The sequence below is a fragment of the Prevotella sp. S7-1-8 genome (assembly GCF_000758925.1).
Taxonomy (GTDB): Bacteria; Bacteroidota; Bacteroidia; order Bacteroidales; family Bacteroidaceae; genus Prevotella.
In genome coordinates, this window is record NZ_JRNC01000032.1 from 54,532 (window position 1) to 81,191 (window position 26,660).

The following is a 26,660-nucleotide window of genomic DNA, read 5'->3' on the forward strand; positions in this document are numbered from 1 at the left end:
GCGCAAAATATGTCCTGAAATAATCACAAAAACAGAACCTTCGGAAACAATCATTCCACGGAAAAAACAGGCAAGAAAATACAACTTGTATACCATCGCGCGCAGGATGTCATTGCGACGCGGCGCGACAACTATCCATTCGCCATACGTTGAGCGCTTAAACGCAAGCCGAACAAGGCTCAACGGCAACATGAACAGTGCCTATTCACGCCATGAACAGGCATTAAAGGCAAGACAAAAATCAAGCTTTTTAGAACGGGAAAAAGCCAAAACTCCGTAAAACGATGGCTGACAGCGAGTTGCCAAAAACGCTCATGTTTCGCATATTTGAGAGCAAAGCACTCTTCAATTGAAAATAAACGAAATATGAGAGACCTTTTGTCCGCATATTTCAACATTATTTAGAACATCGCAAGTCATTAGACCCTTCGTTCCATTTGGGGCGGCACATACTTGCCGTTGACTTTCAACGGCTCGAAATGCAGCGTGATGAGCGAGTCTTGGCCAAGCAGCTCGCGCAATCGCCGCTCTATCTCGGTGGCATGCAAATGGGCATCGTAGAGTGTCATCGCGCCCGGCATGCGAAAGTGTAACTCCATGGCGATACCGTTGCCAATGCGTCGCGTGCGCAAGTTGTGCACGTCGCTCACCAATGGGTCGGACTTGACGGTAGCCACGATCCGCTCCTCAAGCTCGTCAGGCAGGCTGGCATCCAACAGCTCGCTCGACGACTTCTTGATCAAATCGCAAGCCGCCCTCAATATGAAATAGCTCACCACGATGGCCGCCAATGGGTCGAGCACGGCCCACCGATGCCCCAAAATGATGGCTCCGCCTATGCCTATAGACGCGCCAATGGACGAAAACGAGTCGGTACGATGATGCCACGCGTTGGCCTCCACGACTTGCGAGCCTACTCGCCTGCCCACACGAATGGTGTATTGGAAAAGCCATTCCTTTGACACGACGCTTGCCACGGCTACCACAAAGGCAATCCAGCCCGGAGCCTCCAATGGCACACCTTGTATGGCCTGCCACACCTTGGCTATGCCATCGAAGCATACCATCAGGCCCACGGCCAACAACGCCAACCCGATAAAAGCGGTGGCCAACGTCTCATACTTGCCATGCCCATAGTCGTGGTCATGGTCTATGGGCTTGTTGCTTAGCCGTACAAAAACCAATACGATGATGTCGGTAACAAAATCAGACGCCGAATGCACTGCGTCGGCAATCATGGCAGCCGAGCCTCCCAATATGCCAGCCGCGAATTTGATCGCCAACAGCATGGCGTTGACCATGCCTCCAATGATGGTCACACGGTATATCGACCGCGCGCGCGGCTTTTTTTGTTCTGCTATGTTCATATGTTCTCGCAATGTAACGCTACAAGGCATCATCCCGGCTTACCATCGCCACAATTGGCAATGGGCGAGATTGCAACGTGTTTAATGCCGCAAAATTATGAAAAAATGCCATACAACCAAGACAAAAACGAGCGAAAAAACGGCCAAGCACACTTATTTCTACATTAACCATCATGAAAACGAATGTGGAAAAGCGTTTAAAAGCAATAGACAACACCACGAAACAGCGGGGCGACGGGCATGGCTTGCGCGCGCTCCCCACCATATACATTGAGCCAAGAAACACGGAAGAAACAAAAACAGGGCGCAATTTGTTGAAAAATGCGCCCTACATGACGCAAAAACTATGATTTTTTCTTTCGAGGTTCCTGTCTTTTTCATATCTTTGCAATTATCAACATTTAAGCTTATGGATGCCTTGACTTACCTTGAATCGCGCTGCCAACTGCGCCGAAACGTTCTCACGGGCGAGACGCTGTACGCCATCCCTAACTCGGACGAGTACCTGCCGCTCTCGCGCGAGGCCATCAACACGCTCATTTTGGAGGCTGGGCGCGAGGGCGTCGGACTTTCGGAGGGCTTGCTGAGACGATACGCCGAGTCCACGCTCATAGCGCCGTGGAACCCGGCCGAGGCTTGGCTACACAGCTTGGACGAATGGGATGGGACCGACCACGTGGCCGCATTGGCAGACCGTATCATCACCACCAACCCCGATTGGCCACAGCGTTTCCACAAGTGGATGCTGCAAATGGTGGCCCGATGGATAGGATACGAGGTGGCCCAACGCGACGTGTTGGTGCCCACCATAGTGGGACAGTACGGTTATGGCAAGTCGTCATTCTGCAACATCATCCTTCCGCCCGACTTGCGCAGATACTATACGGACCAAGTGCGCTTGCGCTCCACATCCGAGGTGCATCGCGTTGTCACCACCAACCTATTGACTTGCATCGACGAGTTTTACCAAGAAAACACCGAACAAGAGGTGCTGTCGCGCTATCTTTTCTCTCGAAGCACACCGGTATTCAGAGCATCTTACGGCGTCACTGAGGAACCGCGGACCAACTACTCGGCATTTGTCGCCAACACGGGGAACCTGCATCCCATGACCGACGCAGCCGGAGCGGCCCACTTGGTGTGCGTGGAGATACAGCATCGCATAGATATCGCCACTCCAGTGCCCTACGAACAACTTTACGCACAACTTTTGGCCGAGGTGGAGAACGGCGTGGACTACGGCCTTACCGATGAGGAAAGGGAGGCTATGGCGGTGCAAAACTCACCATTCCAAGAGGCCGACAACTTGGTGAAAATGGTAACAATGCTCTACGCCACCCCTCCCAAGGGCAAGCGAGTGAAAGCCAAGGACATTGACACCATCGTGGACAGGCTGATGAAAGAGTATCCCTATTGGACGCCGGGAGAGCACGTCAACCAAGATGTGGGGTTCGCGTTGCAGGAGGCTGGCTTCGCGCGGAGCCGCATACACGGCCGTTCTTGTTACAAGGTGATAGAGAAAGACCCGCGTAAACTCGATTTCGTGGAAGAGCCGCAAACCCCGGACAAGGATGGACTGGACAACAACCCATTGGCAAAGGCATTGCTGTCCGGACTGGGAAACCTCGTGAAAAAATAAATAAAAACATCTATAAACAGCAATATTTTTTAAACAAACAACGATGAGACATATCACTATCACACTTGGCACGAGACATCTCGCCACACACATGGGTGCCCTGAAAAAAGGCACATTGCTCGCATTGGCAACATTGTCAATATCATTAAACCTCAACGCGCAAGGTTATTACACCAAGTATTGCGCCGACAAGCAGCTGCGAAAGCAAGCCCAAGCATGGCTCAAGAAGGGCGAATGGCGAAACGGATTCACCAAGGCCGACGCTCATGAGACGGTAAACGCCGTGGAATTTTACACGCAATACAAAAAAAATCCAGAGCAGTGGAAAAAACTATTCGAATGGTGTCAAAACACCGATCTCGCTGCATTGCCCAAAGGACGCGTACCCATCCCCGGCACAACAATGGTGGCAAGCGTGGAGGATGACCACAACCGAGACCTGCGAACACTAAAACCGGAAAGCCATGTACGGCACATCGATTTCCAATACGTGGTGAGAGGATGTGAGCGATTCGGCTTGGTAGACCACTATTCAAGCAAGGTGAGCGTGCCCTATCGGCCCGATGTGGTAAACTACTCATACGACGCGAGCAAAGCGAAATTCCATGATGGAGACGCGTCAAAATTCTTCATCTTCTTCCCCGACGACTGGCACATCGCCAAAGTGAAAACCGACAAGAACGACCAAAACATCAGGGTGGTGGTTATCAAGGTGGATTACATGTGAGCCAACGCACCGAAAAACCAAGTCGTCCATGGCTCATTCTTGGACAACAAAAACCCCTAAATACACAAATAGAGCATGGCAAAAAAAGACAATGATATGACACCGATGATGCGACAGTTCTTCTCCATGAAGGCAAAGCACCCTGACGCGGTGCTGCTCTTTCGCTGCGGCGACTTCTACGAGACCTACGGCGACGACGCAGTGACAGCATCCGGTATCCTCGGCATAACGCTCACCAAACGTAACAACGGCGGAGCAACGGGAGAGACAGCCATGGCCGGCTTTCCCCACCACGCCTTGGACACCTACCTGCCCAAACTAATCAGGGCTGGAAAACGTGTCGCAATATGCGACCAACTGGAGGATCCGAAGAAGAAACGACAAGCCATCAAAGGCAAAAAGGGGCTCACGGAGATGGACAAAATGGTCAAGAGGGGCATCACGGAGCTTGTGACACCGGGCGTGGCGATGAGCGACAACGTGCTGAACTACAAGGAAAACAATTTTCTCGCGGCCATACACTTCGGGAAAACGGCCTGCGGCGTGAGTTTCCTCGACATCTCCACAGGCGAGTTTCTCACCGGACAGGGCACCTATGACTACGTCGAAAAACTCCTTGGCAGCTTCTCCCCGAAAGAGGTGCTGCACGACCACGAACGCAAAAAAGACTTCGAGCGCTATTTCGGCACACGCCATTGCACGTTCGAGATGGACGACTGGGTGTTCACGGAACAAAGCGCACGCCAGAAACTCCTTAAGCATTTTGGCACCAAAAACTTAAAAGGGTTTGGCGTGGAGCACCTGCGCGAGGGCGTTATCGCGGCCGGGGCTATCATGCAATACCTTGAGATTACCCAGCACACAAGCATCAACCATATCACCTCATTACAACGCATCGAGGAGGAAAAATACGTCCGATTGGACAAGTTTACCATTCGGTCGTTGGAGCTTCTTGGAGCCATGCAAGACGAGGGACGCTCGCTTCTGAGCGTGGTGGACCACACCGTGACCCCCATGGGAGGCCGACTGCTAAGGCGATGGATGGTTTTTCCGCTCAGGGATGTGGCCCTAATTACTGACCGGCAAGACATCGTGGAGTACTTTTTTAGGCAGCCAGACTTCAGGCAAGTGGTCGATGAGCAGCTGCACCGCGTGGGCGACTTGGAACGCATCATATCCAAAGTGGCCGTGGGAAGGGTGTCGCCACGCGAGGTGATACAGCTCAAAAACGCGCTCATAGCCACCCAGCCCATCAGGTCGGCTTGCCTGTACGCCAACAACGACAGCCTGAAACGCTTAGGGCAGCGGCTGAACCTATGCGAGACCCTACGTGACCGCATCGCCGCCGAAATACAGCCCGACCCACCCTTGTTGGTCAACAGGGGCAATGTCATTGCCGAGGGATACTGCGCAGAACTTGACGAGCTGCGACAAATATCAAGTCATGGCAAGGACAGCCTGCTCGAAATACAGCGGCAAGAGACCGAGCGAACGGGCATAACGTCACTCAAAGTGGGCTTCAACAACGTGTTTGGATATTACCTTGAAGTGCGCAACACTTTCAAGGACAAGGTTCCAGACACATGGACAAGGAAGCAGACACTGGCCCAAGCGGAGCGATACATCACGCCCGAGCTGAAAGAATACGAGCAAAAGATATTGGGCGCTGACGAGAAAATAATCGAGTTGGAAACACAATTGTTCAACGAGCTTGTGGCTGATATGCAGCGATACATCGCCGACATACAGGCCAACGCCAACCTGCTGGCACGCATAGACTGCCTACTTTCGTTCGCCAAGGTGTCCGAGAGCAACATGTATGTGCGCCCTACGGTAGACGAGACCGACGTCATAGACATTCGGCAAGGACGCCATCCCGTCATAGAGACCCAAATGCCATTAGGCGAACAATACGTGCCAAACGACGTGTATCTCGACACCAAGAAGCAACAGGTGATGATGATAACGGGTCCTAACATGGCCGGCAAATCGGCTCTGCTGCGCCAAACGGCCCTGATCGCGCTATTGGCCCAGACTGGATGTTTCGTGCCGGCAGAGCGAGCGAGAATAGGTTTGGTGGACAAGATATTCACTCGCGTGGGCGCAAGCGACAACCTTTCTTTGGGAGAGTCCACCTTTATGGTCGAGATGACCGAGGCCGCGAACATTCTCAACAACGTGACGCCACGCTCGTTGGTGCTCTTTGACGAGCTGGGGCGAGGCACGTCCACCTACGATGGCATATCAATAGCGTGGGCCATCGTGGAGTATTTGCACGAGCAGCCCAAGGCTCGGGCGCGCACTCTCTTCGCGACGCACTACCACGAGCTAAACGAAATGGAAAAAAATTTCGCCCGGATCAAGAACTTCAACGTCTCCGTCAAGGAAGTAGACGGCAAGGTAATCTTCTTGCGCAAGCTGTCACCGGGCGGATCCGAGCACTCGTTTGGCATCCACGTGGCCGAGGTCGCTGGCATGCCGAGGTCTATAGTAAGGCGCGCCAACATCATCTTGAAACAGCTCGAGGCCGACAACTCGGAAGTGGGCAACGTGGGAAAGCCATCGGTGGAGCGGCTGGCTGGCACACGAGACGGCATGCAACTCAGCATATTCCAACTGGACGACCCCGTCCTTTCGCAAGTGCGCGACGAGATATTGGGCTTGGATGTCAACAACCTCACGCCAGTGGAGGCGCTCAACAAACTCAACGATATCAAGAAAATAGTGACGGGAAGAAGCTGACCGAACATTCCAGACATTACCAATACCAATACGGCAACAGGCCATATCCGCACTGACAAACAGTGGGGGATGGCCTGTTTACATGGTGTCGGGAGCGCGACAACTACAAGTCGCTACTTGGGGTCTACCCTCGCGCCGAGTTTTTTCATCCAGTTTCCGCCTATCATCACGGCCACGCCAAGGATGATAAAGGGAATGGAGAGCAACTGCCCCATGTCAAGGAGCATGCCTGCCTCAAAGTCCACTTGTATGTCTTTGGTGTACTCTATGAAAAAACGAGCCACGAACACCAATGCCAAGCACATGCCAAAGAAGTACCCGGTGCCCACCTTCTGTCTGTTTTTGCGATACGCCAAGAAGATGACAAAGAAGAAACAAGCGTAAGACAAGGCCTCATAGAGCTGTCCGGGATGGCGTGGATACTGGTCCACTCGCTCAAAGATGAACGCCCATGGAACATCTGTCACCTTGCCTATAATCTCCGAGTTCATGAGGTTTCCAAGCCTTATGAACGTGGCCGTGACGCAAGAGCAAATACCCATATTGTCCAACACAACCCACACGGGCACTTTGGCGCGCCTGCTATACAGCCAGATGGCTATGAGCATACCTATAACACCACCATGCGACGCCAAGCCCTCATAGCCCACGAACTTCCAACTGCCATCGGGCATGTGGTGCATAGGGACGATCATCTCTATGAAATGCTCCCACGACCCAAGGAAATATTCGGGCTGGTAGAACAAACAATGACCCAAACGCGCGCCAATAAGCACGCTCAAAAAGATATAGAGAAACAGCGGTTCAAACTTCTCGTCGGGTATCTTTTGCTCCTTATAGAGCCGCTGCATAAGCAGATAGCCCAAGAGAAGGCCCACCAACCAGCACATGGAGTACCACCTGACACCAAAACTCCCGATATGGAACATGATCTCGCTCGGGTTCCAATAAACGAATAACAAATCAAAATTCATAATTCAAAATTTAATATTTGGCGCGCCACATGCCATGAAAGATCCCTTGCAAAGACAGCGCGGAAACATGGTTTAGGAACATGACAACGGTCAGACATTAAACCTGAAGTGCATGATGTCGCCATCTTGCGCCACATAGTCCTTGCCCTCGATACCCAACTTGCCAGCCTCGCGAACGGCGGCCTCTGAGCCATACTCGATATAATCAGCGTATTTGATGACCTCGGCGCGGATAAACCCTTTCTCGAAGTCGGTATGAATCACGCCAGCGCACTGTGGGGCTTTCCACCCTTTGTGAAATGTCCATGCTTTCACCTCCATCTCGCCGGCCGTGATAAAGGTTTGCAAGTTGAGCAGGCTGTAGGCTTTTTTGATGAGCCTGTTTACCCCACTCTCCTCCAATCCAAGCTCGTCCAAGAACAAACGCTTGTCCTCATAGCTCTCGAGCGATGCGATGTCCTCCTCCGTCTTGGCAGCGATAACCATGGCTTCCGCGCCCTCGGCTGCGGCCACCTCCTCTATTTTCTTGCTGTACGCGTTGCCCGTCTTGGCACTGTTCTCATCCACGTTGCACACGTATAGCACGGGCTTGGTGGTCAACAAGAACAGGTCGTGGGCGGCTTTCTCCTCCTCACGGGTGTCGAATGTCACCCCGCGAGCGTTCTGCCCCTTGTCCAACACTTCCTTGTAGGCCTGCAACACAGTCACCAACACCTTGGCCTCCTTGTTGCCGGCGGCAGCGGCCTTCTCTGTTTTTGACAACTGAGCGTCGATGGTCTCAAGGTCTTTGAGCTGCAACTCCGTGTCGATGATTTCCTTGTCGGCAATGGGATCAACCGCCATGCCACCCTCGCGCACCACGTTGTCGTCATCAAAACAACGCACCACGTGGATGATGGCGTCACACTCGCGAATGTTTCCAAGAAACTTGTTGCCCAACCCCTCGCCCTTGGAGGCGCCCTTTACCAAACCGGCGATGTCCACTATCTCACAGGTGGCTGGCACGATACGCCCCGGATGCACTATCTCGGCAAGCCGCGTGAGCCGCTCGTCCGGAACCGTTATCACGCCAAGGTTGGGCTCTATTGTACAAAAGGGAAAGTTGGCTGCCTGTGCTTTGGCACTCGAAAGGCAGTTGAAAAGGGTAGACTTCCCTACGTTGGGAAGGCCCACGATACCACATTTTAATGACATGTCTAATGATAAACGTTTATATTCTGACATGCAAAGTTACTAAAAAGATTGGTAACGGACAGTGCCGCAGCGTTATTAATATATAATGCCAATATGGACGGCTATACAAATATCATTATGAAATATTCTGACAACAACCCCTTCGTACATCGCGCGCACGAAAATTCGAACACCAACGGCAAAAATACGCCAAAATTAAGCACGTCTCACAAAGCACTATCTGTCAACAACTTACAAGGAAACGGCATTAGGATGCACGTTGGTGGCATCGTGGAACGCATGCGTTCAAGGGCCAATCGCGATGTGATTGAGGCTTAAACGCATGGCGAATAACGATGAAACACGATGCCATTGGGCACTGATGGCAAGCCCTTGAAATACCAATGGCAAAACGGGCACATTTCGCGGGCTTGAAAAATACGATTAAACGACATTTCAACTGGTCCGCGTTGGCTTCACGTCGTCTGAAAACTCTCTGTTTCACCAAGGTGAGAAAGTGCTGTTTTCTCATATTTTTTTTGACAAAGACGAGCCTCTCTCCCACCCTCTTACCTATATTTTGAAGCTGTGAACATAGCCAAAAAGTCTTTTTCCAACATAACGAAAAGGACTTTATCCACCAGCGTGGACAACTATTTTTCGGTGTAAATCACCTGCACCATGGTTTGTCCCACGGCCTTGAGCGCGCTCTTGTCTATATGCTCCAAATTGTCGGCGAGGGTGTGCCAAGTTGGGCCGAAAGAGCTTTGGGCGCAGTCCGGGTAATAAGGTATGATGTCCACGCAAGGTATTTTGGCCACTTGGTTGAGCGGGATGTGGTCGTCCGTAATCATGCCACCATCTGATTGGGGGAAATAAGAGCCATAACCCGCCGAGCGCGCGGCGCCCCAAACCTTCTTCACGATTTCCGGAGCGTATTGCATGGACATGCCCTCGCGATAAAATCTGGCTCCCTGTCCACCCACCATATCCAACAAGATGCCGTATCTCGGCGCGTAGCCTTGTGGCAGGTTGGCGGCAAAATGCTGCGCGCCGAGCGCCCAAGAGTCGCCACTGTCAGCCGCGTCGCTCCATTGTGGCACCCCCCAGTCCTCCGCGTCGAAGCACACGAAATCGATGCCGATAGCGGGTTTAGGCGAGTTGGCCCCTGCCTTGTCGGCCTCGCTCAACAGTCTCGCCAACTCCAACATCACGGCCACTCCACTGGCAGCGTCGTTGGCGGCGAGGATAGGTTTGCGCCAATTGGTGGAGTCAGGGTCATTGTCCGCCCACGGGCGCGAGTCCCAATGGGCGCAAAACATGATACGCGTGGTGGCCGTCGGGTTGTAGCTCGCCACGATATTGGTGGCCTTGAGAACGGTGCCATCAAAGCCTTTGAGGTCGGCCTTTTGGGGTTTTACCTCGCAGCCATACTGCTTAAATTTAGCGACGATCCAATCCAAGCATCGCTCGTGTCCCGCGGTGTTCATGGCCCTTGGGCCAAAATCGCACTGCGCCTTGACAAACGCGAAAGCCGTGTCGGCATTAAACCGCGGTCCGACAGGCTGTATCTTTTCCGTTTCCTCGGCATCATCAGCTCCGCTGGCAGGGCCTGACAGATTGGGATAAAAGACAAGGCACGCGGCGGCCGCGAACAAGACTACTGCTATCACTATGATATATCTTTTTTGTTTTTTTGTCATGTTTCTGTTTTTAAACTTGAGCTATATGGTCTGAAGAGATCTCTTTGGCACATGCGAAAACCATTCCACCTATCGTTTGGCAGCTTGCGCCATCGACATGACGCGCAGCCAATTGCCACCCCAAATCTTAGCTATGTCGCGTTCGCTATACTCGCGACGCAATAGATGGAGGGTGATATTGATAAGCTCTGAGGCGTCGGCGCAGCCCAACACGGTGCCATCGCCATCAAAATCGGTGCCTATGCCCACGTGATCGATGCCCATCACCTCGATGGCGTGCTCCAAATGCTCCAAGGCATGCAGCAAGGTAGCCTCGCCATCCTGTCGCAAGAAGCCGTGGTAAAGTGTGACTTGCATAACCCCTCCCTTGTGAGCAAGGGCGCGCATTTGGTCGTCAGTGAGATTGCGCGGCACGTCACAGAGAGCTCTACAATTACTGTGCGAACACACTATAGGCACGCGGCTGATATCCAACGCGTCATAGAACGACCGCTCACTACCGTGACTCAAGTCGACCATTACACCCTCGTCGTTCATCTTGCGGATGACCTTCTCGCCAAATTGGGACACACCATCGTGCGTGTTACATCCACGGGCGCTGTCGCAAATATCGTTGTCTCCATTGTGACACAATGTGATATACACCACGCCTCGCTGGGCGAAGTGGCGCACGTTGGCAATGTCGTGATTGAGAGCAAGCCCATTCTCTATGCCCATCATGATGCTCTTGCGCCCCTTTCGCTTGTCCTCGTAAAGGTCGGCAGGCGTGCGTGCAATGCTGACGTATTGGCTGTTTTGGTCCACGATACGCTCTATCTTGTCAAAGATCAGGTTGGCGTACTCTGTTGGAGAGAGGCTCGTGGAAATGTCTTTCAAGTAGGGATTGTGCTTGATGATGCCAGCAATATCCACCGTTTGCGAGAATTTCTCGCCCATTTTTGGCTGCGGAAGATAGGCCACCATGATGACGGCGTCTTGCCTGCCATCGGTCATTTTGTGCAGGTCGTAAAGCACGCGTGGGTCGCGACGGCTGAACTCAACGCCCTGTGGGAAAAACATAGGGGTGTCGCAATGGCTGTCGAGGGTGAGCATGCGAGCGTGAAGCTGCTTGGCCGAAAGGAAATTGCGGGCGTGCGCCACCAGCCACTTAAATATCCTCAGCCCTTCTTCGCCCATCCACTCTGGATGCCATTGCACGCCCATGATGGGCTTTAGCTCCGCGCTCTCCATGCCCTCTATGATGCCATCGGGAGCTATCGCCGACACCCTGAACCGTTTGCCGGTAGCGCTGACGGCCTGATGGTGAAAAGAGTTGACCGCGATGGAGACCTCCTCTACCCCATCCCGTGGCGTGTCCACGACGTAAGTGGGCGCGCCCGCGGTGTATATGTCAGCCAGAAAAGAGCCCGCGCTCAACTTGACCGTATGTGTAGGCTCAGATTTGTCGGCATCTTGCGAATGCTTGACGCAAGCTGACGGAGCGACAATTTTGCCCTCTGTATTCAAGCCGTCGCTAATGTCTTGCGCTACTTTTCCGCCCAACGCTATCGCCAAGGTTTGCATGCCACGGCAAATGCCAAGCATGGGTATCTGCCTGTTGTAGGCCAATCGCGTGATGAGCAGCTCGGGCAGGTCGCGCGTGGCATTGATATTGGCCAATCGTGGAGACGGCTCCTCGCCGCACCAAAGTGGATTAAAATCACCTCCGCCAGTAAGTATCAATCCGTCAATATGGTCGAGGGTGTTGATGATGGCGCCCCTGTCGGGCATGGGCGGAATGATGATTGGGACGCCTCCTGCCTTGACCACTTGTTTGTAATAACGCTCGCGCAAGGTCGCGTCGCCATCAGAGTAATTAGAAGTGATGCCAATAATCGGCTGATTATTGGCCTCGGGGAAAGTCGCGTAAAAATCGTTCAGGTACGCCTCGATATCAAATTTGTTCATTATTCGTTTACGCTAACGGTGATTTCACGTTTCACGCTTTGCTCCAAGGAGATGAGCGTCTCGGTGGAAACCACACCGGGTATGGTCTGAAGCCTATTGTTGAGCAAGTCCATGAGCTGCTCGTTGTCGCGGGCGTAAGCCTTGATGAGCATGGTGTAAGGGCCTGTAGTGAAGTGGCATTCCACAATCTCGGGGATGTCAACAATGCGCTTTACCACATTCTTGTACATGGAGCCACGCTCCAAATTCAGCCCCACATAAGTGCAAGTGGTATAGCCAAGGCTTTTGGGATTGACGTCGAAACTGCTGCCAGTGATAACGCCAGCCTCCATCAGTCGTTGCACGCGCTGGTGGATAGCGGCTCTCGACACACCACACTCGGCGGCCACATCCTTAAAAGGTATACGTGCGTTTTTCGATAGAATTAAAAGGATTTTCTTGTCTAAATTGTCTATTCTCTCCATGTTTAAGCATTAACAGATTGTTGATATTGTTTGAGCAAAAATAGGTAAAATATGTGATACTAACAACAAAATGCACGAATAAATTAAATTACTCGTGCATTTTGTTACATTAAAAAGATGATTTGGGGTGTTGGACTTGTATATTTGATGGTTTGCGCCCTGATTGGCGCGCCAACCTAACAAATACCAGCGCATGCCGGTTGGGCTATTTTGATTTTTTAGACGCTTTCTCCTCTGGCTGTATCGAGACGAGCTCCACGGTGAAAATCAGTGTGGAAAATGGCTTGATTTGGCCTGCCTCGCGACCGCCATAGCCCAAATTCTGCGGGATGTAAATCTCCCATTTGCTGCCCACTGGCATATTGGTCAATGCCTCTGTCCACCCTTTGATAACCTGATTGCAACGGAAACTGTCCGTCTTTTGGCCGGAATGCCTGGACGTGGCGTCAAAAACATGGCCGTCAATGGTTTTTCCCTCGTATATCACTTCTACAGTCTGGTCAACCGTGGGCTTGGCGCCCGTTCCGTTCTTGAGCACCTTATATTGCAGCCCTGAGGGCAAGACGACAACTCCTTGCTTGGTGGAGTTGGCTTTTAGCCATGCCTCGTTCTCTGCCTTGTAAGCTGCGTTCCTGCGCGCGGTGATAGCCTGCATACGCACATCGAAAAGCTCTGACGCTGATGCCATGCTGTAGACGGTGGTGTCCTCGGCCACTCCGGCCAGAAATCCCTCGTGGAAACACGCCGCGCGGAGAGAGTCGGCAGTGCCCTCGAGCGACTTGTTCATACCGGGAAAAATCTGGTTTTTCGCTTGGTTGGCTATCTGCGTGCCGACGATGTACGCCGTGAACGCAGGATCCTCTCCTTTTTCTATGACCTCCTTGTAGCCACGCACAAACTCGGACATATACGTGGTGTCAACATGCAACTGGTTTTGAAGGTAGTTCAAAAGTCCCTGCGTGGCCCTGTAACCAGCCGCATAGCTCAAACTGTCGGCGCTCGTAACCAAGCGCACTTGCTTGGCAATCTCACTTTTTTCTTTTTTCTTTTTCTTGTCTTTATCGCTCGCCAAGCTTGAGACAGGAACCAACGCGGCCATCAATATGGCCATCGACATAATGGCAATCCTCTTCATTTGTTATTATTTTAATGATATGATTTTATGTAAAAAATATGAAAACGCTGTTTTGACTTATATAAAAATTTTTCCCAAAACGTTTATGTCGTTGGACAAATGTATTGGTGCAATCATTTTAACACGGCCTCGTCAAAATTGGTCTTGGCACGGTGGCAATCAAAAAACACCCCTCCTGACGTGCCGTACATGGCCTCGAGGAGGGGTTGTCGTTATATAAGGATATTATTATTTTCCTACCTTGATAAGCTCTATCTTAAAGATAAGCGTTGAGAATGGCTTGATGTTGCCAGCCTGACGCTCTTTGTAGGCGAGGTTTTGGGGTATGTAAACTTCCCAAACGGAACCCTCCGGCATGCGCGTCAACGCTTCCGTCCAGCCCGGAATAAATTGCTTGGGCTGAATTGTGACGGGGCCTTGGCCGTTTGTGTACGAGCTTTCGAACACCTTGCCATCTATGGTACGACCTTCGTAGTTCACCTTAACGGTAGTGGTATCGGTAGGAATGGCGCCCTTTCCCTCCTTGATTACCTTATACTGCAAGCCCGAAGGCAGCGTCACAACGCCCGCTTTTTTCTTGTTGGCGGCAAGGAATTTCTCTCCCGCCACTTTGTTGGGACCGTACTCTTTAAGCATGGTCTTGCTCTTGATGGCTTCCATTTTGGCCTGGGCTATCTGATTGGCGGCATCAGGAGTGAACAGTCCTGACTTTCCCTTGGCTCCCGTAATGAAGCCCGCCAAAAGGTTTTTCAAGGAAATGGTCTTTGTCGAGTCGCTACCATAAACCTCATGGTTGATACCCTTAACAAGCTGTGTAGCCAACTGCTGTCCTACCTGCAAACCCATGATATAAGCATTTTTCTTCTTGTCATCACCTGCGTTTGCTCCTTCGTTGATACCTTTGATGAACTCATCAATATATGCCGTGTCTATGACCTGTCCTTGCTGAATGGCTTGGCGAACGTACTGTGACTGCGCCAAACCAATGGCATAACTCATGGTGTCCACGTCTGATTTCAAGTCAGCTTTTGGTGTTGACGAATTACCGCACGCACTGAACGTTGCGGCCGTGATGGCCATAACGGCCACGATTTTCAAACTTTTCATCTGTTCAATTTTACTTTTTATCTTAACTTATTTATTTCACTTTTATCAGCTCCACGTCAAAAACAAGTGTGGCGTAAGGTGGAATGGACTGTCCCGCGCCTCGCTCACCATACCCGAGTGTGTATGGGATGAAGAACCGGTACTTGGCTCCCTCCTGCATTAGCTGCAATCCTTCTGTCCAGCCGGCAATCACTTGGTTCAACCCGAAAGTGGCTGTCTCGCCGCGACGGTAGCTGCTGTCAAACACCTGGCCGTTGATGAGCGTGCCCTCATAGTGACACTCCACTTGGTCCGTAGCCTTTGGTTTACGGCCGTTTCCCTCTCGCAGCACTTGATATTGCAATCCCGATGGCAGCGTTACGACACCCTCCTTGCAACCATTCTCGGCTAAGAAATTCTCGCCCTCGGCCTTCGCGACCTTGGATTGTTCCTCCGTCTTGCGCTCAAAGAACGATTGAACCAACGCCTGAGCGTCAGCGTCAGACATTGATGCCTTGCCGGCGAAAACATCTTTGACAGCCGTTGCGAAATCTTCCACATTCAGCTCGGTCGCGTTCATATGCATAAGCTGGTGGCCTATGCTCATACCTAATGCGTAGCTTATTTTATCCATTCCAATTATTGTCTTATTAATGATAATGTGCAAAGATACTTATTTTTAATTGTTCGCAACAGAATTATTCCCGAAAAAATATTATTTTTGTGGAAAATAGGCGTCGCCTTGGCAATTCAAGCCAAACTTGATCGCGGCCGGCTCGCCCTATTTGCGTCTCTAATGAGTATTTAAATCGATTGGGCATGAAGAAGAAAATCGTGTTTCTGACAGGCGCGGGAATGTCTGTGGAAAGTGGCTTCAAAACATTTCGAGGCAACGACGGGCTGTGGGAAAATTATCCCGTGCGGCAGGTTGCGTCACACGAGGGTTGGCTCGCCGACCCTACGCTCGTAACAAACTTTTACAACATGTTGAGAAAAAAGCTGTGGAACGCACAGCCCAACGAGGGCCATCGCCTCATAGCCGAACTGGAAAAAGACTATGAAGTGGCCGTGCTTACACAGAATGTAGACGACTTGCACGAGCGGGCCGGCTCATCAAAAGTAATACACCTGCACGGCGAGCTGTCCAAGGCGTGCTCCGCGGACGATCCCTACAACGAGCGATTTATACAGCGGCTCACGCCGGAGAATAGCGAGATAAAACCCGGAACCAAAGCGGGGGACGGCTCGTTGCTCCGCCCGTTCATTGTCTTTTTTGGCGAAAGTGTGCCTATGCTCGAGCCTGCAGCGAGGGAGGCGATGACGGCCGACATATTCGTCATCATCGGCACGTCATTGATAGTCTACCCTGCCGCAGGCTTAGTGAACTACACCAAACGGCAATGCCCCATCTATTTGATAGACCCCGACGACATGGACAACTACCGCATGCCCTATCTCACGCACATACAAAAAGGAGCTTCGGAAGGCATGCGAGAGTTCATAGACTTATTAAAACAAAACAAACTATAAAACAAACACTCGTAGGTAGCACATTTTCAAACGGTGCTACCTACCCTTTCGTTAATATCCAAACCATCTATCCAAAGACAGGCAGAACCCCAAAGCACGTCCTTGCCAACTTTATTTTCGGCGCGTTTAGCCTTCAAAAGCGACTGCAAACTCTTCAATCTATCAATCCAGCACCCCACCCCACCAGCATGTTAGCGGCTCAAAATGAAACGTCCTCATACCTTTGGAAAGACAAAGGCGCGAACATTGAAAAATAATTCTGTTTAATTGACATAGAAGAAAGGGCAAGAGGCCAACCTGAACAACTATAATATATTAGTTTATAAATCATTATATGTATAAAAACAAAATAATTTTATTCAGATAATACTTTACACTTTTTTGTCGCACTTCGCTTATTTCACGATTGAGACATGTCGTCATCGTGACAAGAGAACAAACGTTTTGGCAAGTGATTTGCCAAATTTTGGTCCATCAAAAACACCACACTCTTACATGGCACGCACGCTTTGTTTTCAAATTTTGAACAAAAAAAGCATTCCGCGAAAGCTTTATCTGCAAAAAAACATATCTTTGCACAAAACCACAACACAATCATGAAAAAGAAACTAATGCTCTCCGCCATGCTGTTGGCCATGCTACCAGCCTGCGCGCAAAAGCGCGCTTTCACCATAGAAGACGTGTATCGCGTCAAGCGCGTGTCCTCACCCACCGTAAACAAAGACGGCGTATTGGCCTATAGTGTTTCGCGCCAGGACCTCAAAGCCCAACGCTCGTACAACAACATCGTGCTGAAAGCGCCTCAAAGCGGCAGATTCGCCGGTTTGCCAAAAGGCCAAACCAAACAGCTCACAACAGACAACAGCAGCTACTCGCCCTTTTGGTCGCAGGATGGCAAGACCCTCTACTATCTCTCCTACGCCGATGGCACGCCGCAAGTGTACCGATACGCCAATGGCTCAACAAAGAAAATCACCGACTACGCGCTCGGCATCCAAGGTCCAACGCTCTCGCCAGACGGCAAACTCATAGCTTTCGCGGCGGAGGTTTTCCCTGAGATTGGCGGCTCGGACGGCAAAGCCAACAAAGCGGCCATGGACCAGAAGAAAAAGAACCCCATACAAGCGCACGTGGCAGACGAATTGCTTTTCCGCCATTGGACAGAATATGGCGATGGCAAATATTGGCACATCATCGTGTACGACATAGCCCGAGGCACCTACACCGACGTCACGCCCGGGCGTTATCACAGCCCGGTGTTCTCGCCCTCCGGCCCCACCGGTTTCGTCTTCTCGCCCGACTCCAAGGAGATATGCTACACAAGCAACCACGATAAACACCCCGAGGCATCCACCAACTGCGACCTTTGGGTCGTGCCCGCGACCGGAGGCGAGGCCCGAAACATCACCGCCGACAACCCCGCGTGGGACGGTTCGCCACAATACTCACCCGACGGCCGCTACATAGCCTACCGATTCCAGCGCACGCCAAGCTACGAGAGCGACCGCTTCACACTCGCCATTTACGACAGGAAGACTGGCGAGAAACGCGCGTTGACCGAGAAATTCGACAACTGGGTGGACGATTTCAAATGGGCGCCCAACTCCAAAAGCATCTATTTCCTTGGCGAGGAGAGAGGATATGAGCCGCTCTTCCAAGTGGACGTCAAAACACGCGCCATCACAAAAATAATCGCAAGGCGCGCCATCTCAAGTTTCGACATTGACGGGCAGGGGCACGTCTACTACACATGGTCGTCCACTGGGCGACCTACCGAACTTTACCAAGCCACCATTAGCGCAGCCAAGCGTAGACGCGCCAAAGCCGCGCTCGATGAGCAAAGGCTCACCACGCTCAACGACAGCCTACTGCGAGCCGTAGACTTCAGGCCGTCTGAACAGCTGTGGGTGCGTGGCGCCAAAGGCGACAGCGTACACGTTTTCATCGTCAAGCCACACGGTTTCGACCCCAACAAGCGATACCCATTGGTCATCAACGTGCACGGCGGCCCTCAAATGCAATGGATGGACTCGTACAGGGCGGATTGGCAGGTGTACCCCGGGGCCGGATACGTGGTGGCATACCCCAACCCACACGGCTCCACGGGGTACGGACAGCGGTATTGCCGAGACATCAGCGGCTCTTGGGGCGGCATGCCATACGAGGACGTGATGGCGGTGACCGACAAGCTGGCAACGCTCCAATACGTGGACTCCACGCGCATGGGAGCCATGGGATGGAGCTATGGCGGCTACTTCATGAACTGGCTACAGGGCCAGACCAAGCGTTTTAAGTGCCTGGCCTCAATGATGGGGCTATTCGATCTCGAGTCCATGTGGGGCACCACAGAGGAACTGTGGTTCCCCAATTTTGACCTGCGAGGCCAACCATGGAACTCCCCACTGTACAAGAAATGGAGCCCGTCTGAGTTCACCTCGCGCTTTGCCACGCCCACGCTCATCATCACCGGCGAGCGCGACTACCGCGTGTCATACAATCAGAGCCTGCAATATTTCACCACCTTGCAAACACTTGGCATTCCCAGCCGCCTCATCATCTTCGACAATGACGGGCACTGGCCAAGCGGACTAAAGTCCATGCCACTATACTACAACGCGCATTTAGAGTGGTTCCACACCTATCTCGGCGGCGCGCCCGCCCCGTGGGACACCAAAAAGATGGTGATGGCCAACCCTTACATGGCAGCTCCCACCCAACCTTGACACACTACCCACATCTTGACCAACGATCTACCACCACAAAGGAAAACCGTTGAAAAGATCTGACAAAAGCATCCTGAAAATTCGCGTATAAGCAAACAGCTCTCACATTGCTCGCAAATACGCGATTTTTCAGGGTTTTTATCAAATGCCTATAAATCAGCATTTTCTGCACTTTTCAAGCCCATCACGTCAAAAAAGTTTTCTCCACGGCCTGCGTATAAGCCCTAATCGCACCTTGATTAAAGCCCAATGCCGCCATCATCTCGGCCTAATCGGCACATCATGAGCGCCTAAACGCTACGCCATTGAGCGCCAATGGGAACATGATGATAAAAGAAATGGGTGAAAACAACAAATTCATCGTATTCTCTCCCTTTGCCACTTTCTAAAACAGGCCATTCGAACCGAGCTATTTTTGGTATTTATTCATTACAAAAATACACGTTGACCCAAATATGAAAACAAAAAAAATGGCAATAAAAAAACACGAAAAACTAAACCATATCGGATTTTTGCACTACCTTTGTAAAAAATAGTGGGCACACAGGCCACACACACACTATGTAGTTGGGCTTGGCTCCTGTCACACTTGCAGGAAAAAGACCTAAGGCGACACGTTATGGCAACACACACGTTATGGCATGATGAGTATTGGCTATTGCTCATGCAGCTCTATCTGAAGCGACCGCAAGGCGTAAAACCCATGTACAGCAAAGATGTGGTGAACCTTGCCCTCGAGCTGCACATAGCCCCCGAATTTCTATACCGGCAACTGTTAAAGCTCAGGCAGATAGACACCCCGAGCATGCAACAGCTATGGGACACTTACGCCCACTGCCCCCAAAAACTCAAAAAAGAGGCCAAGCTGGTACGCGGCATGAAAGGTTTTGGCAATTTCAAGGCATTCTACTCGGGTGTAAAACTGAACGAAACGTGGGAGACAGACTTCAAGCCTTTGGATGCGTCCAAGGGCGACAACTCACTGTCGCCCGTGAAACTCATCATGATACTCGACCTCTATTTCAGGCTCGTCCCTCATACCATGGTGCCACAAACGCCCGAGGTGCGACAATTGGCCAAGCTCATCCATTCCTCGCCCAAGGAGGTGTCTAAGGTGATGGAGGTGTTTCGCTTCTGCGATCCACTGCTCTCCAAAGAAGACCTTACGCTCCACCCGTTAGTCACGCCGTGCATGCAAGTGTGGCAACGATTTGGCAACAAAGACCCCCAAAAGCTCACCGCGCTGGCCGCGCAGCTCAAGGATTATTGGAAATAAAGGCTCAAAACACCCTCACGCTATATGGCACAAAAATTAATTCAAGCCCAGACACAGCAGCAAGTTCAGCAGCAACGCCTCTCGCAACAGCAGTTGTTGCAGGTGCGGCTGCTTGAGATGCCATTGCCAGAATTGGAAGAAAACATCCAGACCGAGCTTGACGAGAACCCAGCTTTAGAAGAAAAGCGAGACGACCTCGACTCTCATGGTGACGAGAGCGACGCGGAAATGGAACCCGACGCGCCACATGAGGACGAGCCTTTCGAGGCCAAGACAGAGCGAGAGGAGCGCGAAGAGGCACTTGACACGGCGCTCGAGAGCCTTGGAAGCGACGACGAGCTACCCGAGCCCAACACTTACGCTGGCTCACAAGCCAATACCAACGCCGACTACGAGGAGATGGTATGGGGCGACACCACCTCGTTTTACGACAAGCTAAAAGAGCAAATGGGCATGCTCGAGCTAACCGAGCGGCAACGCGACGTGATGGAATATCTCATCGGCTCATTGGACGACGATGGACTGTTGAGAAAACCTTTAGACAGCATAGCCGACGAATTGGCCATCTATCACAACATCGACGTACCCGAAAGGTATGTAGAAGACACGCTGCGCCTGTTGCAAACGTTCGATCCCGCAGGCATAGGCGCGCGTTCGTTACAAGAATGTCTATTGCTGCAAATAGACCGAAAGGAAGACGGCCAACTGAAAGAGCTGATGCGGGAGGTCGTTGAAAATCATTTCGACGAGTTCACCAAGAAGCATTGGGACAAGATAGCGCAAAGCCTCCTGCTCACCCAACAACAAACCGACGTAGTGCACGAGGAGTTGCGCAAGCTCAACCCCAAACCCGGAACGGCGCTGGGCGAGACGCTCGGGCGAAACACCCAGCAGATCACCCCCGACTTTATCGTAGACACGGACGAGGCGGGCAACGTAACCTTCACCATCAACCGTGGACGCGTACCAGAGCTGAAAGTTTCGCCATTGTTCAATGAGATGGTGGACAATTACAAGGCCAACAAGCGCCAAATGAATAGACAGGAGAAGGAAGCCCTGCTTTACGCCAAGGACAAAGTAGACAAGGCGCAAGGCTATATCGAGGCCATCAAGCAGCGCAGACACACACTCTATGCCACGATGAAAGCTATCGTCAACTGGCAGAAAAGATTTTTTCAAGACGGTGACGAGTCTGATCTCAAACCTATGATACTCAAAGACATAGCCGAAAAGACCGGGCTGGATATATCGACCATATCTCGCGTGAGCAACATCAAATACGCACAGACACGCTGGGGCACGTTCCCGCTGCGGTTCTTCTTCACGGACAGTTATGTCACCGAGGACGGAGAGGAAATGTCCACGCGCAAGATCAAGTTGGCATTAAAAGAGGTAATAGAACGGGAGAACAAGCAAAAGCCCCTGAGCGACGACGCGCTGACCGTCGAGATGAGAAAAAAAGGGTTTCCCATCGCTCGCCGGACGATAGCCAAATATCGCGATCAATTGAACATTCCGGTGGCCCGACTGAGAAGAGAGCAATAGCTTTATAAAGAACAATAAAACATGGTAGCGAAAAACATCATATTGACAGCGCGTGTGATCAGCATGGTCTTCACGCCGTTCTATTTGTCATTGGTGGGACTTGTGGCACTCTTCATCTTCAGCTATATGAGCATGATGCCGTGGCAATACAAGCTGATGGTACTCACGATGGTATATTTTTTTACCATCTTGTTGCCCACGCTGCTCATCCACGCCTATCGTAGGTACCAAGGATGGTCACCGGCCGAGATAGGCAAGAAAGAGCGTCGCATGATGCCATACATCATGGCCATACTGTGCTATTTTGCCTGTTACTATGTCATGAGCGTGATGCGCATACCCCAGTTCATGGCCAACATTCTCGTGGCGGCGCTGATGATACAGGTGATTTGCGCCGTCATCAACGTTTGGTGGAAGATATCCACGCATACCGCTGGCATTGGAGGGTTTGTGGGTGGACTGTTGGCATTCTCCATCCTTTTCTCGTTTAACCCCTTAGGATGGTTTTGCGCCAACATGATCATAGCCGGCATGGTGGGCACCAGTCGTATGATTTTGCGCCAACACTCACTGGCCCAAGTGGTGGTCGGTTTCTTGGTGGGCGTAGTCACGGCTTTTTGGATGATCATTTGAGAACGCCTATCAAGTGCCTGCCCCTCATGTTGGCAACAAGCATACAATAAAATGTACATATTATAAAACATAAACAATATGAAGCCAATTATCAGTATTATCATGGGTTCGACAAGCGATTTGCCCATTATGGAAAAAGCTTGCAAGTGGTTAAACGACCAAAAGATACCCTTTGAGGTCAACGCGTTGTCGGCTCATCGCACCCCCGACGCCGTGGAAACCTTTGCCAAGGAGGCCAAGGGACGCGGCATCAAAGTCGTTATAGCCGGTGCCGGCATGTCCGCCGCGTTGCCCGGCGTCATCGCGGCGTGCACGCCGCTGCCCGTAATCGGCGTGCCAATCAAGGGAATGCTCGATGGCCTTGACGCCATGCTGAGCATTGTGCAAATGCCCCCCGGCATCCCCGTGGCCACCGTTGGCGTCAATGGCGCGCAAAACGCCGCCATCCTCGCGGCGGAAATGATAGCCCTTGGCGATGAGGACATGGCCCGGAAAATTGACAATTGGAAAGCCGGACTTGGAAAAAAAATAGAGAAAGCCAACGCCGACCTGGCCGCCATCAAAGACTATGAGTATAAATGTAACTGAAAGGTAGGGGAACTATGATAGACCTTTTCAACTATCATCGACGCGCCACCACTGAGGTACGGGTCGGCGCCCTCAACATGGGCGGCGACAATCCGGTGCGCGTGCAGTCGATGACCACCACAGACACCAACGACACGAAAGCTTGCGTGGCCCAGGCCGAGCGCATCATCAAGGCAGGGGGAGAACTGGTTCGTCTCACCACGCAAGGTGTCAGGGAGGCCGAGAACCTTCAGAACATCAAAGCGGGCATACGCGCCAAGGGATATGACACACCCTTGGTGGCCGACGTGCACTTCAACCCGAAAGTGGCCGACGTGGCCGCGCGCCATGTGGAAAAGGTGCGTATCAATCCCGGCAACTATGTGGACCCAGCCCGAAAGTTCGTCAAAATGGAATATACGGACGAGGAATACGCCCATGAGTTGCAAAAAATTGAAGCGCGCTTAGTGCCATTCCTAAACATTTGCAAGGCCAACCACACGGCCATTCGCATAGGCGTAAACCACGGGTCGTTATCAGACCGCATACGTAACCGCTATGGCGACACGCCAGAGGGCATCGTGGAGAGTTGCATGGAATTTCTGCGCGTGTGCAAGAAAGAGCATTTTGACGATGTGGTCATATCCATCAAGTCGAGCAACACGGTGGTGATGGTACGGTCGGTACGCCTATTGGTTGAGGAGATGGAGCGGGAGGGCATGCGCTATCCGTTGCACCTCGGCGTTACAGAAGCCGGAGAGGGAGAGGATGGGCGTATCAAAAGCGCCGTCGGCATAGGCTCGCTGCTTGCCGATGGAATAGGCGACACCATCAGAGTCTCGCTGTCTGAAGCACCCGAAGACGAGATACCCGTGGCACGACATTTGGTGGATTACATAGGCACGAAAGCGGGACAACTCGTCATTCCGGGAGAGCCGTTCGACGGTTTCGACTGGCTTCACCCCACGAGAAGGGAGACCACGCCAGCTGGAAACATTGGCGGCGAACGCCCACCGGTGGTCATCGCGACACAAAAAGATGCGGCCGAAAAGGGAGAAGCACTCTCCCCCAAAACTCACCCCAACACCGACGCCCCAGCTTCGGGCAAACATAGGACGGACAAACCCAAGGCCGACTATATATACATAGGTGGCAAGCTGCCTCCAAACAGGGAGCAAGACCAAGGGTATATCGTTGACTTTCAAGTTTACGCACAGCTTCAAGCTGACAAAAAAACAGGGCAGGGGAGTGGCAACGAGAACGTTTACCCCATCTTCCCAGTGTCGGCCATGCCATTCATCGCCATGATCAAGGCCGACGTGAAATTCTTGGTCTTGAAGTTTGGAACTCCCGCTGAGGAATACATCGCATGCTTGAAGCATCATCCAGAAGTGGTGGTGGTATGCACCTCCAACCATCAAAACCGACTGGGTGAACAGCGAGCGTTGGCGCACGAGATGATGGCGGCAGGGCTGAAAAATCCCTTGGTCTTCGCCCAAATGTACCAACTCGACGACAAGGCGGAGTTCCAGCTCAGAGCGGCGGCTGATATGGGCGCGCTGATGATGGACGGATTGACCGACGGCGTGTGGCTCATGAACGAGGGAGCCATTGCCTTTGACGACATCGAGGATACCGCTTTCGGCATCTTGCAGGCCGCGCGGCTACGCACCACCAAGACAGAATATATCAGCTGCCCGGGGTGTGGGCGAACGCTCTACGACTTGCGCGAGACCATCGCGAAAATCAAAGCCGCCACCCAAGACCTCAAAGGACTGAAGATAGGTATCATGGGATGCATCGTAAACGGACCCGGAGAGATGAACGACGCAGATTATGGATACGTAGGGGCGGGGCCCAACAAGGTGTCACTCTATCGCAAGCAAATATGTGTGGAACACAACATTCCAGAGGAACAAGCCGTGGAAAAACTGCTTCAACTTATCAATGCGGATAGGTCGCGGAATGGATAGCATTGGCCAGCAAACCCCATCGTATACCAGTTTGTTCTCAAGCATTCTTCGGTCACCAACCAACACAACTCTAAATAATTGAAATCATGCAAAGACTTACTATCAAGCAAACGGATTTCAAAGGCGTTTATTCGCCCTCGACAAATAGGTACGACGATGCCGACAACTTGTACACACGCTGCGGTAAATCTGGCGTAATGCTCCCGAAAGTGAGTTTAGGATTTTGGCATAACTTTGGAGGCATTGACCCATACGAACGCTCGAGAGCCTTTCTTCATATCGACGAAAGCCAGATACGACATGCGCCCTGAGGCCTGTGGCAATTAGGGCTCAAAAAATATCTCATGGCCAGCATCGAGCAAAGCCTTCGACGCATACACTTGGACTACGTGGACTTGTTTTATGGGCACCGTTTCGATCCAGACATACCCTTGGAAGAGACGTTATAAACATTGGCCGACATAGTGCGACACGGCAAGGGTCTCTACATTGACATATCTCGACAGCATACCAAAACACTCGAGAATGGCCAAAAAACAAGAGCTTGACACATGACAAACTCACACCAGAGCTTTTGGCACAACCGCCCGAACTGAACAAGGAGGCGGCCTACAGGGGCGAGACAGTGGCCGAAATGGCATTGGCATGGACACTCCACCAAGCTGGCGTCACAAGTGTTTGGGTGGGCGCCAACGGTGTAGGGCAGTTGGAAAAAACATGAAATGCGCGTAGGCCAAACCATTTTAACATAGTAGATAGAGTTTGGCGGTGAAAAGAAAAAACCAAGTTCCGCTCACATCTACATGGGTTATGGGTTAGAGACGGTTTGTGTTTGTGCCATCCCAACCATACTCTTTTAGCGACAAAAACCTGGCAAAATAGTAAAAAACATTGTAACAAAACCCTAAAAGCCACGTCTAACGAATAGAACAAGGATGAATGCCTCCGATTTCAAACAGATTTTTCTTCCCTGCCACCGCCGAATGTACACCGCGGCGTGGCGACTGACAGGCAATCAGCAAGAGGCTGAAGACCTCGTTCAAGACGCTATGACGCGACTATGGATAAAACGCAAAAACATAGAAAAGCCCGATAATGCAGAAGCCTTTGCAGTAACAACACTTCGCAATCTTTTTTATGATCAACACCGCAAGAAACAGCTGAAGCAGAACGATGAAGAGCCTAAAGACCATCAGTTGCGCACAGAACACGATGCCAGCGACGCATTAGCCGTGAAGCAAGAAATGATGATGACGCAACAGTGCATTAATGATTTGCCCGAAAATCAACGGCTCATTATCACACTTCACGATATAGACGAACTGAGTTACGAGGAAATAGAAAAACAAACGGGCCTCAACGCGGTCAATATCAGGGTTACACTGAGTAGAGCCAGAAAGGCTGTTAGAGAAAAGCTACAAGCCATCAGACAACAATAAAGAATGACCATTTTGCC

General features: G+C 51.6%; 25 protein-coding genes. 16 read left to right on the plus strand and 9 right to left on the minus strand.

The genetic code is table 11. The features are described from left to right. Nucleotides 1-419: 419 nt before the first annotated feature. A complete protein-coding gene (locus HMPREF1640_RS05120) occupies nucleotides 420-1,367 on the minus strand; it encodes a cation diffusion facilitator family transporter (protein WP_036892964.1) in 948 nt (315 codons plus the stop codon). 173 nt (nucleotides 1,368-1,540) lie between these two features. On the opposite strand from HMPREF1640_RS05120, the gene HMPREF1640_RS13215 reads away from it, so the two are divergent. The 4 genes from HMPREF1640_RS13215 to mutS all read left to right on the plus strand — a co-directional run bounded on the left by HMPREF1640_RS13215 (nucleotide 1,541) and on the right by mutS (nucleotide 6,475). Next, a complete protein-coding gene (locus HMPREF1640_RS13215) occupies nucleotides 1,541-1,717 on the plus strand; it encodes a hypothetical protein (RefSeq protein WP_156098717.1) in 177 nt (58 codons plus the stop codon). A gap of 59 nt (nucleotides 1,718-1,776) precedes the next feature. After that, complete coding sequence (locus tag HMPREF1640_RS05125; RefSeq protein ID WP_036893019.1) at nucleotides 1,777-3,006, plus strand: VapE domain-containing protein; 1,230 nt, start codon at nucleotides 1,777-1,779, stop codon at nucleotides 3,004-3,006. A gap of 43 nt (nucleotides 3,007-3,049) precedes the next feature. Further along, complete coding sequence (locus HMPREF1640_RS05130; protein ID WP_231565839.1) at nucleotides 3,050-3,733, plus strand: YhcH/YjgK/YiaL family protein; 684 nt, start codon at nucleotides 3,050-3,052, stop codon at nucleotides 3,731-3,733. A 75-nt stretch (nucleotides 3,734-3,808) separates the two neighbouring features. Next, nucleotides 3,809-6,475 carry a DNA mismatch repair protein MutS gene (gene mutS / locus HMPREF1640_RS05135; protein ID WP_036892966.1) on the plus strand — a complete coding sequence of 889 codons (2,667 nt, stop codon included), beginning with the start codon at nucleotides 3,809-3,811 and terminating at the stop codon, nucleotides 6,473-6,475. A 113-nt stretch (nucleotides 6,476-6,588) separates the two neighbouring features. Here mutS and lgt read toward each other — a convergent pair whose 3' ends face one another. Next, nucleotides 6,589-7,449 (minus strand): prolipoprotein diacylglyceryl transferase, encoded by an 861-nt coding sequence (gene lgt, locus HMPREF1640_RS05140; RefSeq protein ID WP_036892968.1) that lies wholly within the window; start codon nucleotides 7,447-7,449, stop codon nucleotides 6,589-6,591. A 90-nt stretch (nucleotides 7,450-7,539) separates the two neighbouring features. After that, complete coding sequence (ychF, locus tag HMPREF1640_RS05145) at nucleotides 7,540-8,643, minus strand: redox-regulated ATPase YchF (RefSeq protein ID WP_036892970.1); 1,104 nt, start codon at nucleotides 8,641-8,643, stop codon at nucleotides 7,540-7,542. A gap of 117 nt (nucleotides 8,644-8,760) precedes the next feature. Between ychF and HMPREF1640_RS05150 the strand changes: the two genes are divergently transcribed. After that, nucleotides 8,761-8,961, plus strand: a complete 201-nt coding sequence (locus HMPREF1640_RS05150; RefSeq protein ID WP_156098718.1) for a hypothetical protein — start codon at nucleotides 8,761-8,763, stop codon at nucleotides 8,959-8,961. 314 nt (nucleotides 8,962-9,275) lie between these two features. On the opposite strand, the gene HMPREF1640_RS05155 is transcribed toward HMPREF1640_RS05150, so the two are convergent. The 6 genes from HMPREF1640_RS05155 to HMPREF1640_RS05180 all read right to left on the minus strand — a co-directional run bounded on the left by HMPREF1640_RS05155 (nucleotide 9,276) and on the right by HMPREF1640_RS05180 (nucleotide 15,591). Beyond that, nucleotides 9,276-10,325: a M28 family peptidase gene (locus HMPREF1640_RS05155; RefSeq protein ID WP_036892974.1), complete on the minus strand. Its 1,050-nt coding sequence runs from the start codon at nucleotides 10,323-10,325 to the stop codon at nucleotides 9,276-9,278. A 69-nt stretch (nucleotides 10,326-10,394) separates the two neighbouring features. Continuing rightward, nucleotides 10,395-12,272 carry a membrane dipeptidase gene (locus HMPREF1640_RS05160; protein WP_036892975.1) on the minus strand — a complete coding sequence of 626 codons (1,878 nt, stop codon included), beginning with the start codon at nucleotides 12,270-12,272 and terminating at the stop codon, nucleotides 10,395-10,397. Then, nucleotides 12,272-12,736 (minus strand): Lrp/AsnC family transcriptional regulator, encoded by a 465-nt coding sequence (locus tag HMPREF1640_RS05165; RefSeq protein ID WP_036892976.1) that lies wholly within the window; start codon nucleotides 12,734-12,736, stop codon nucleotides 12,272-12,274. The genes HMPREF1640_RS05160 and HMPREF1640_RS05165 overlap by 1 nt, the downstream gene beginning before the upstream one ends. A gap of 205 nt (nucleotides 12,737-12,941) precedes the next feature. Continuing rightward, complete coding sequence (locus tag HMPREF1640_RS05170) at nucleotides 12,942-13,871, minus strand: FKBP-type peptidyl-prolyl cis-trans isomerase (RefSeq protein ID WP_036892977.1); 930 nt, start codon at nucleotides 13,869-13,871, stop codon at nucleotides 12,942-12,944. A 228-nt stretch (nucleotides 13,872-14,099) separates the two neighbouring features. Continuing rightward, the gene (locus HMPREF1640_RS05175) at nucleotides 14,100-14,978 is read right to left on the minus strand and encodes an FKBP-type peptidyl-prolyl cis-trans isomerase (RefSeq protein WP_036892978.1); all 879 of its coding nucleotides are present in this window, start codon (nucleotides 14,976-14,978) and stop codon (nucleotides 14,100-14,102) included. 31 nt (nucleotides 14,979-15,009) lie between these two features. Continuing rightward, on the minus strand, nucleotides 15,010-15,591 hold the full coding sequence (locus HMPREF1640_RS05180; RefSeq protein WP_036892979.1) for an FKBP-type peptidyl-prolyl cis-trans isomerase: 582 nt from the start codon (nucleotides 15,589-15,591) through the stop codon (nucleotides 15,010-15,012). 185 nt (nucleotides 15,592-15,776) lie between these two features. Here HMPREF1640_RS05180 and HMPREF1640_RS05185 point away from each other — a divergent pair, with 185 nt between their 5' ends. The 11 genes from HMPREF1640_RS05185 to HMPREF1640_RS05230 all read left to right on the plus strand — a co-directional run bounded on the left by HMPREF1640_RS05185 (nucleotide 15,777) and on the right by HMPREF1640_RS05230 (nucleotide 26,643). Further along, the gene (locus HMPREF1640_RS05185) at nucleotides 15,777-16,487 is read left to right on the plus strand and encodes a Sir2 family NAD-dependent protein deacetylase (RefSeq protein WP_036892980.1); all 711 of its coding nucleotides are present in this window, start codon (nucleotides 15,777-15,779) and stop codon (nucleotides 16,485-16,487) included. Nucleotides 16,488-17,083: 596 nt separating this feature from the next. Further along, nucleotides 17,084-19,210: a S9 family peptidase gene (locus HMPREF1640_RS05195; protein WP_036892982.1), complete on the plus strand. Its 2,127-nt coding sequence runs from the start codon at nucleotides 17,084-17,086 to the stop codon at nucleotides 19,208-19,210. A gap of 619 nt (nucleotides 19,211-19,829) precedes the next feature. Then, nucleotides 19,830-20,486, plus strand: coding sequence for a hypothetical protein (locus tag HMPREF1640_RS05200; protein ID WP_036892983.1), 657 nt, complete (start codon nucleotides 19,830-19,832; stop codon nucleotides 20,484-20,486). A gap of 24 nt (nucleotides 20,487-20,510) precedes the next feature. Next, nucleotides 20,511-22,031 carry an RNA polymerase factor sigma-54 gene (rpoN, locus tag HMPREF1640_RS05205; protein WP_036892984.1) on the plus strand — a complete coding sequence of 507 codons (1,521 nt, stop codon included), beginning with the start codon at nucleotides 20,511-20,513 and terminating at the stop codon, nucleotides 22,029-22,031. Between the two features lie 21 nt (nucleotides 22,032-22,052). Continuing rightward, nucleotides 22,053-22,664 (plus strand): hypothetical protein, encoded by a 612-nt coding sequence (locus HMPREF1640_RS05210; protein WP_036892985.1) that lies wholly within the window; start codon nucleotides 22,053-22,055, stop codon nucleotides 22,662-22,664. 78 nt (nucleotides 22,665-22,742) lie between these two features. After that, nucleotides 22,743-23,252: a 5-(carboxyamino)imidazole ribonucleotide mutase gene (gene purE / locus HMPREF1640_RS05215; RefSeq protein ID WP_036892986.1), complete on the plus strand. Its 510-nt coding sequence runs from the start codon at nucleotides 22,743-22,745 to the stop codon at nucleotides 23,250-23,252. Nucleotides 23,253-23,266: 14 nt separating this feature from the next. Next, nucleotides 23,267-25,204, plus strand: a complete 1,938-nt coding sequence (locus tag HMPREF1640_RS05220) for a 4-hydroxy-3-methylbut-2-en-1-yl diphosphate synthase (RefSeq protein ID WP_036892988.1) — start codon at nucleotides 23,267-23,269, stop codon at nucleotides 25,202-25,204. Between the two features lie 86 nt (nucleotides 25,205-25,290). Continuing rightward, nucleotides 25,291-25,515 carry a hypothetical protein gene (locus tag HMPREF1640_RS13625; protein WP_231565840.1) on the plus strand — a complete coding sequence of 75 codons (225 nt, stop codon included), beginning with the start codon at nucleotides 25,291-25,293 and terminating at the stop codon, nucleotides 25,513-25,515. A gap of 33 nt (nucleotides 25,516-25,548) precedes the next feature. Then, nucleotides 25,549-25,653, plus strand: coding sequence for an aldo/keto reductase (locus tag HMPREF1640_RS13630; protein WP_231565841.1), 105 nt, complete (start codon nucleotides 25,549-25,551; stop codon nucleotides 25,651-25,653). Nucleotides 25,654-25,748: 95 nt separating this feature from the next. Next, nucleotides 25,749-25,925 (plus strand): hypothetical protein, encoded by a 177-nt coding sequence (locus tag HMPREF1640_RS13635; protein ID WP_231565842.1) that lies wholly within the window; start codon nucleotides 25,749-25,751, stop codon nucleotides 25,923-25,925. 214 nt (nucleotides 25,926-26,139) lie between these two features. After that, entirely contained in the window at nucleotides 26,140-26,643 is a 504-nt protein-coding gene (locus HMPREF1640_RS05230; RefSeq protein WP_036892990.1) for an RNA polymerase sigma factor, read from the plus strand. The last annotated feature ends 17 nt before the right edge of the window (nucleotides 26,644-26,660 follow it).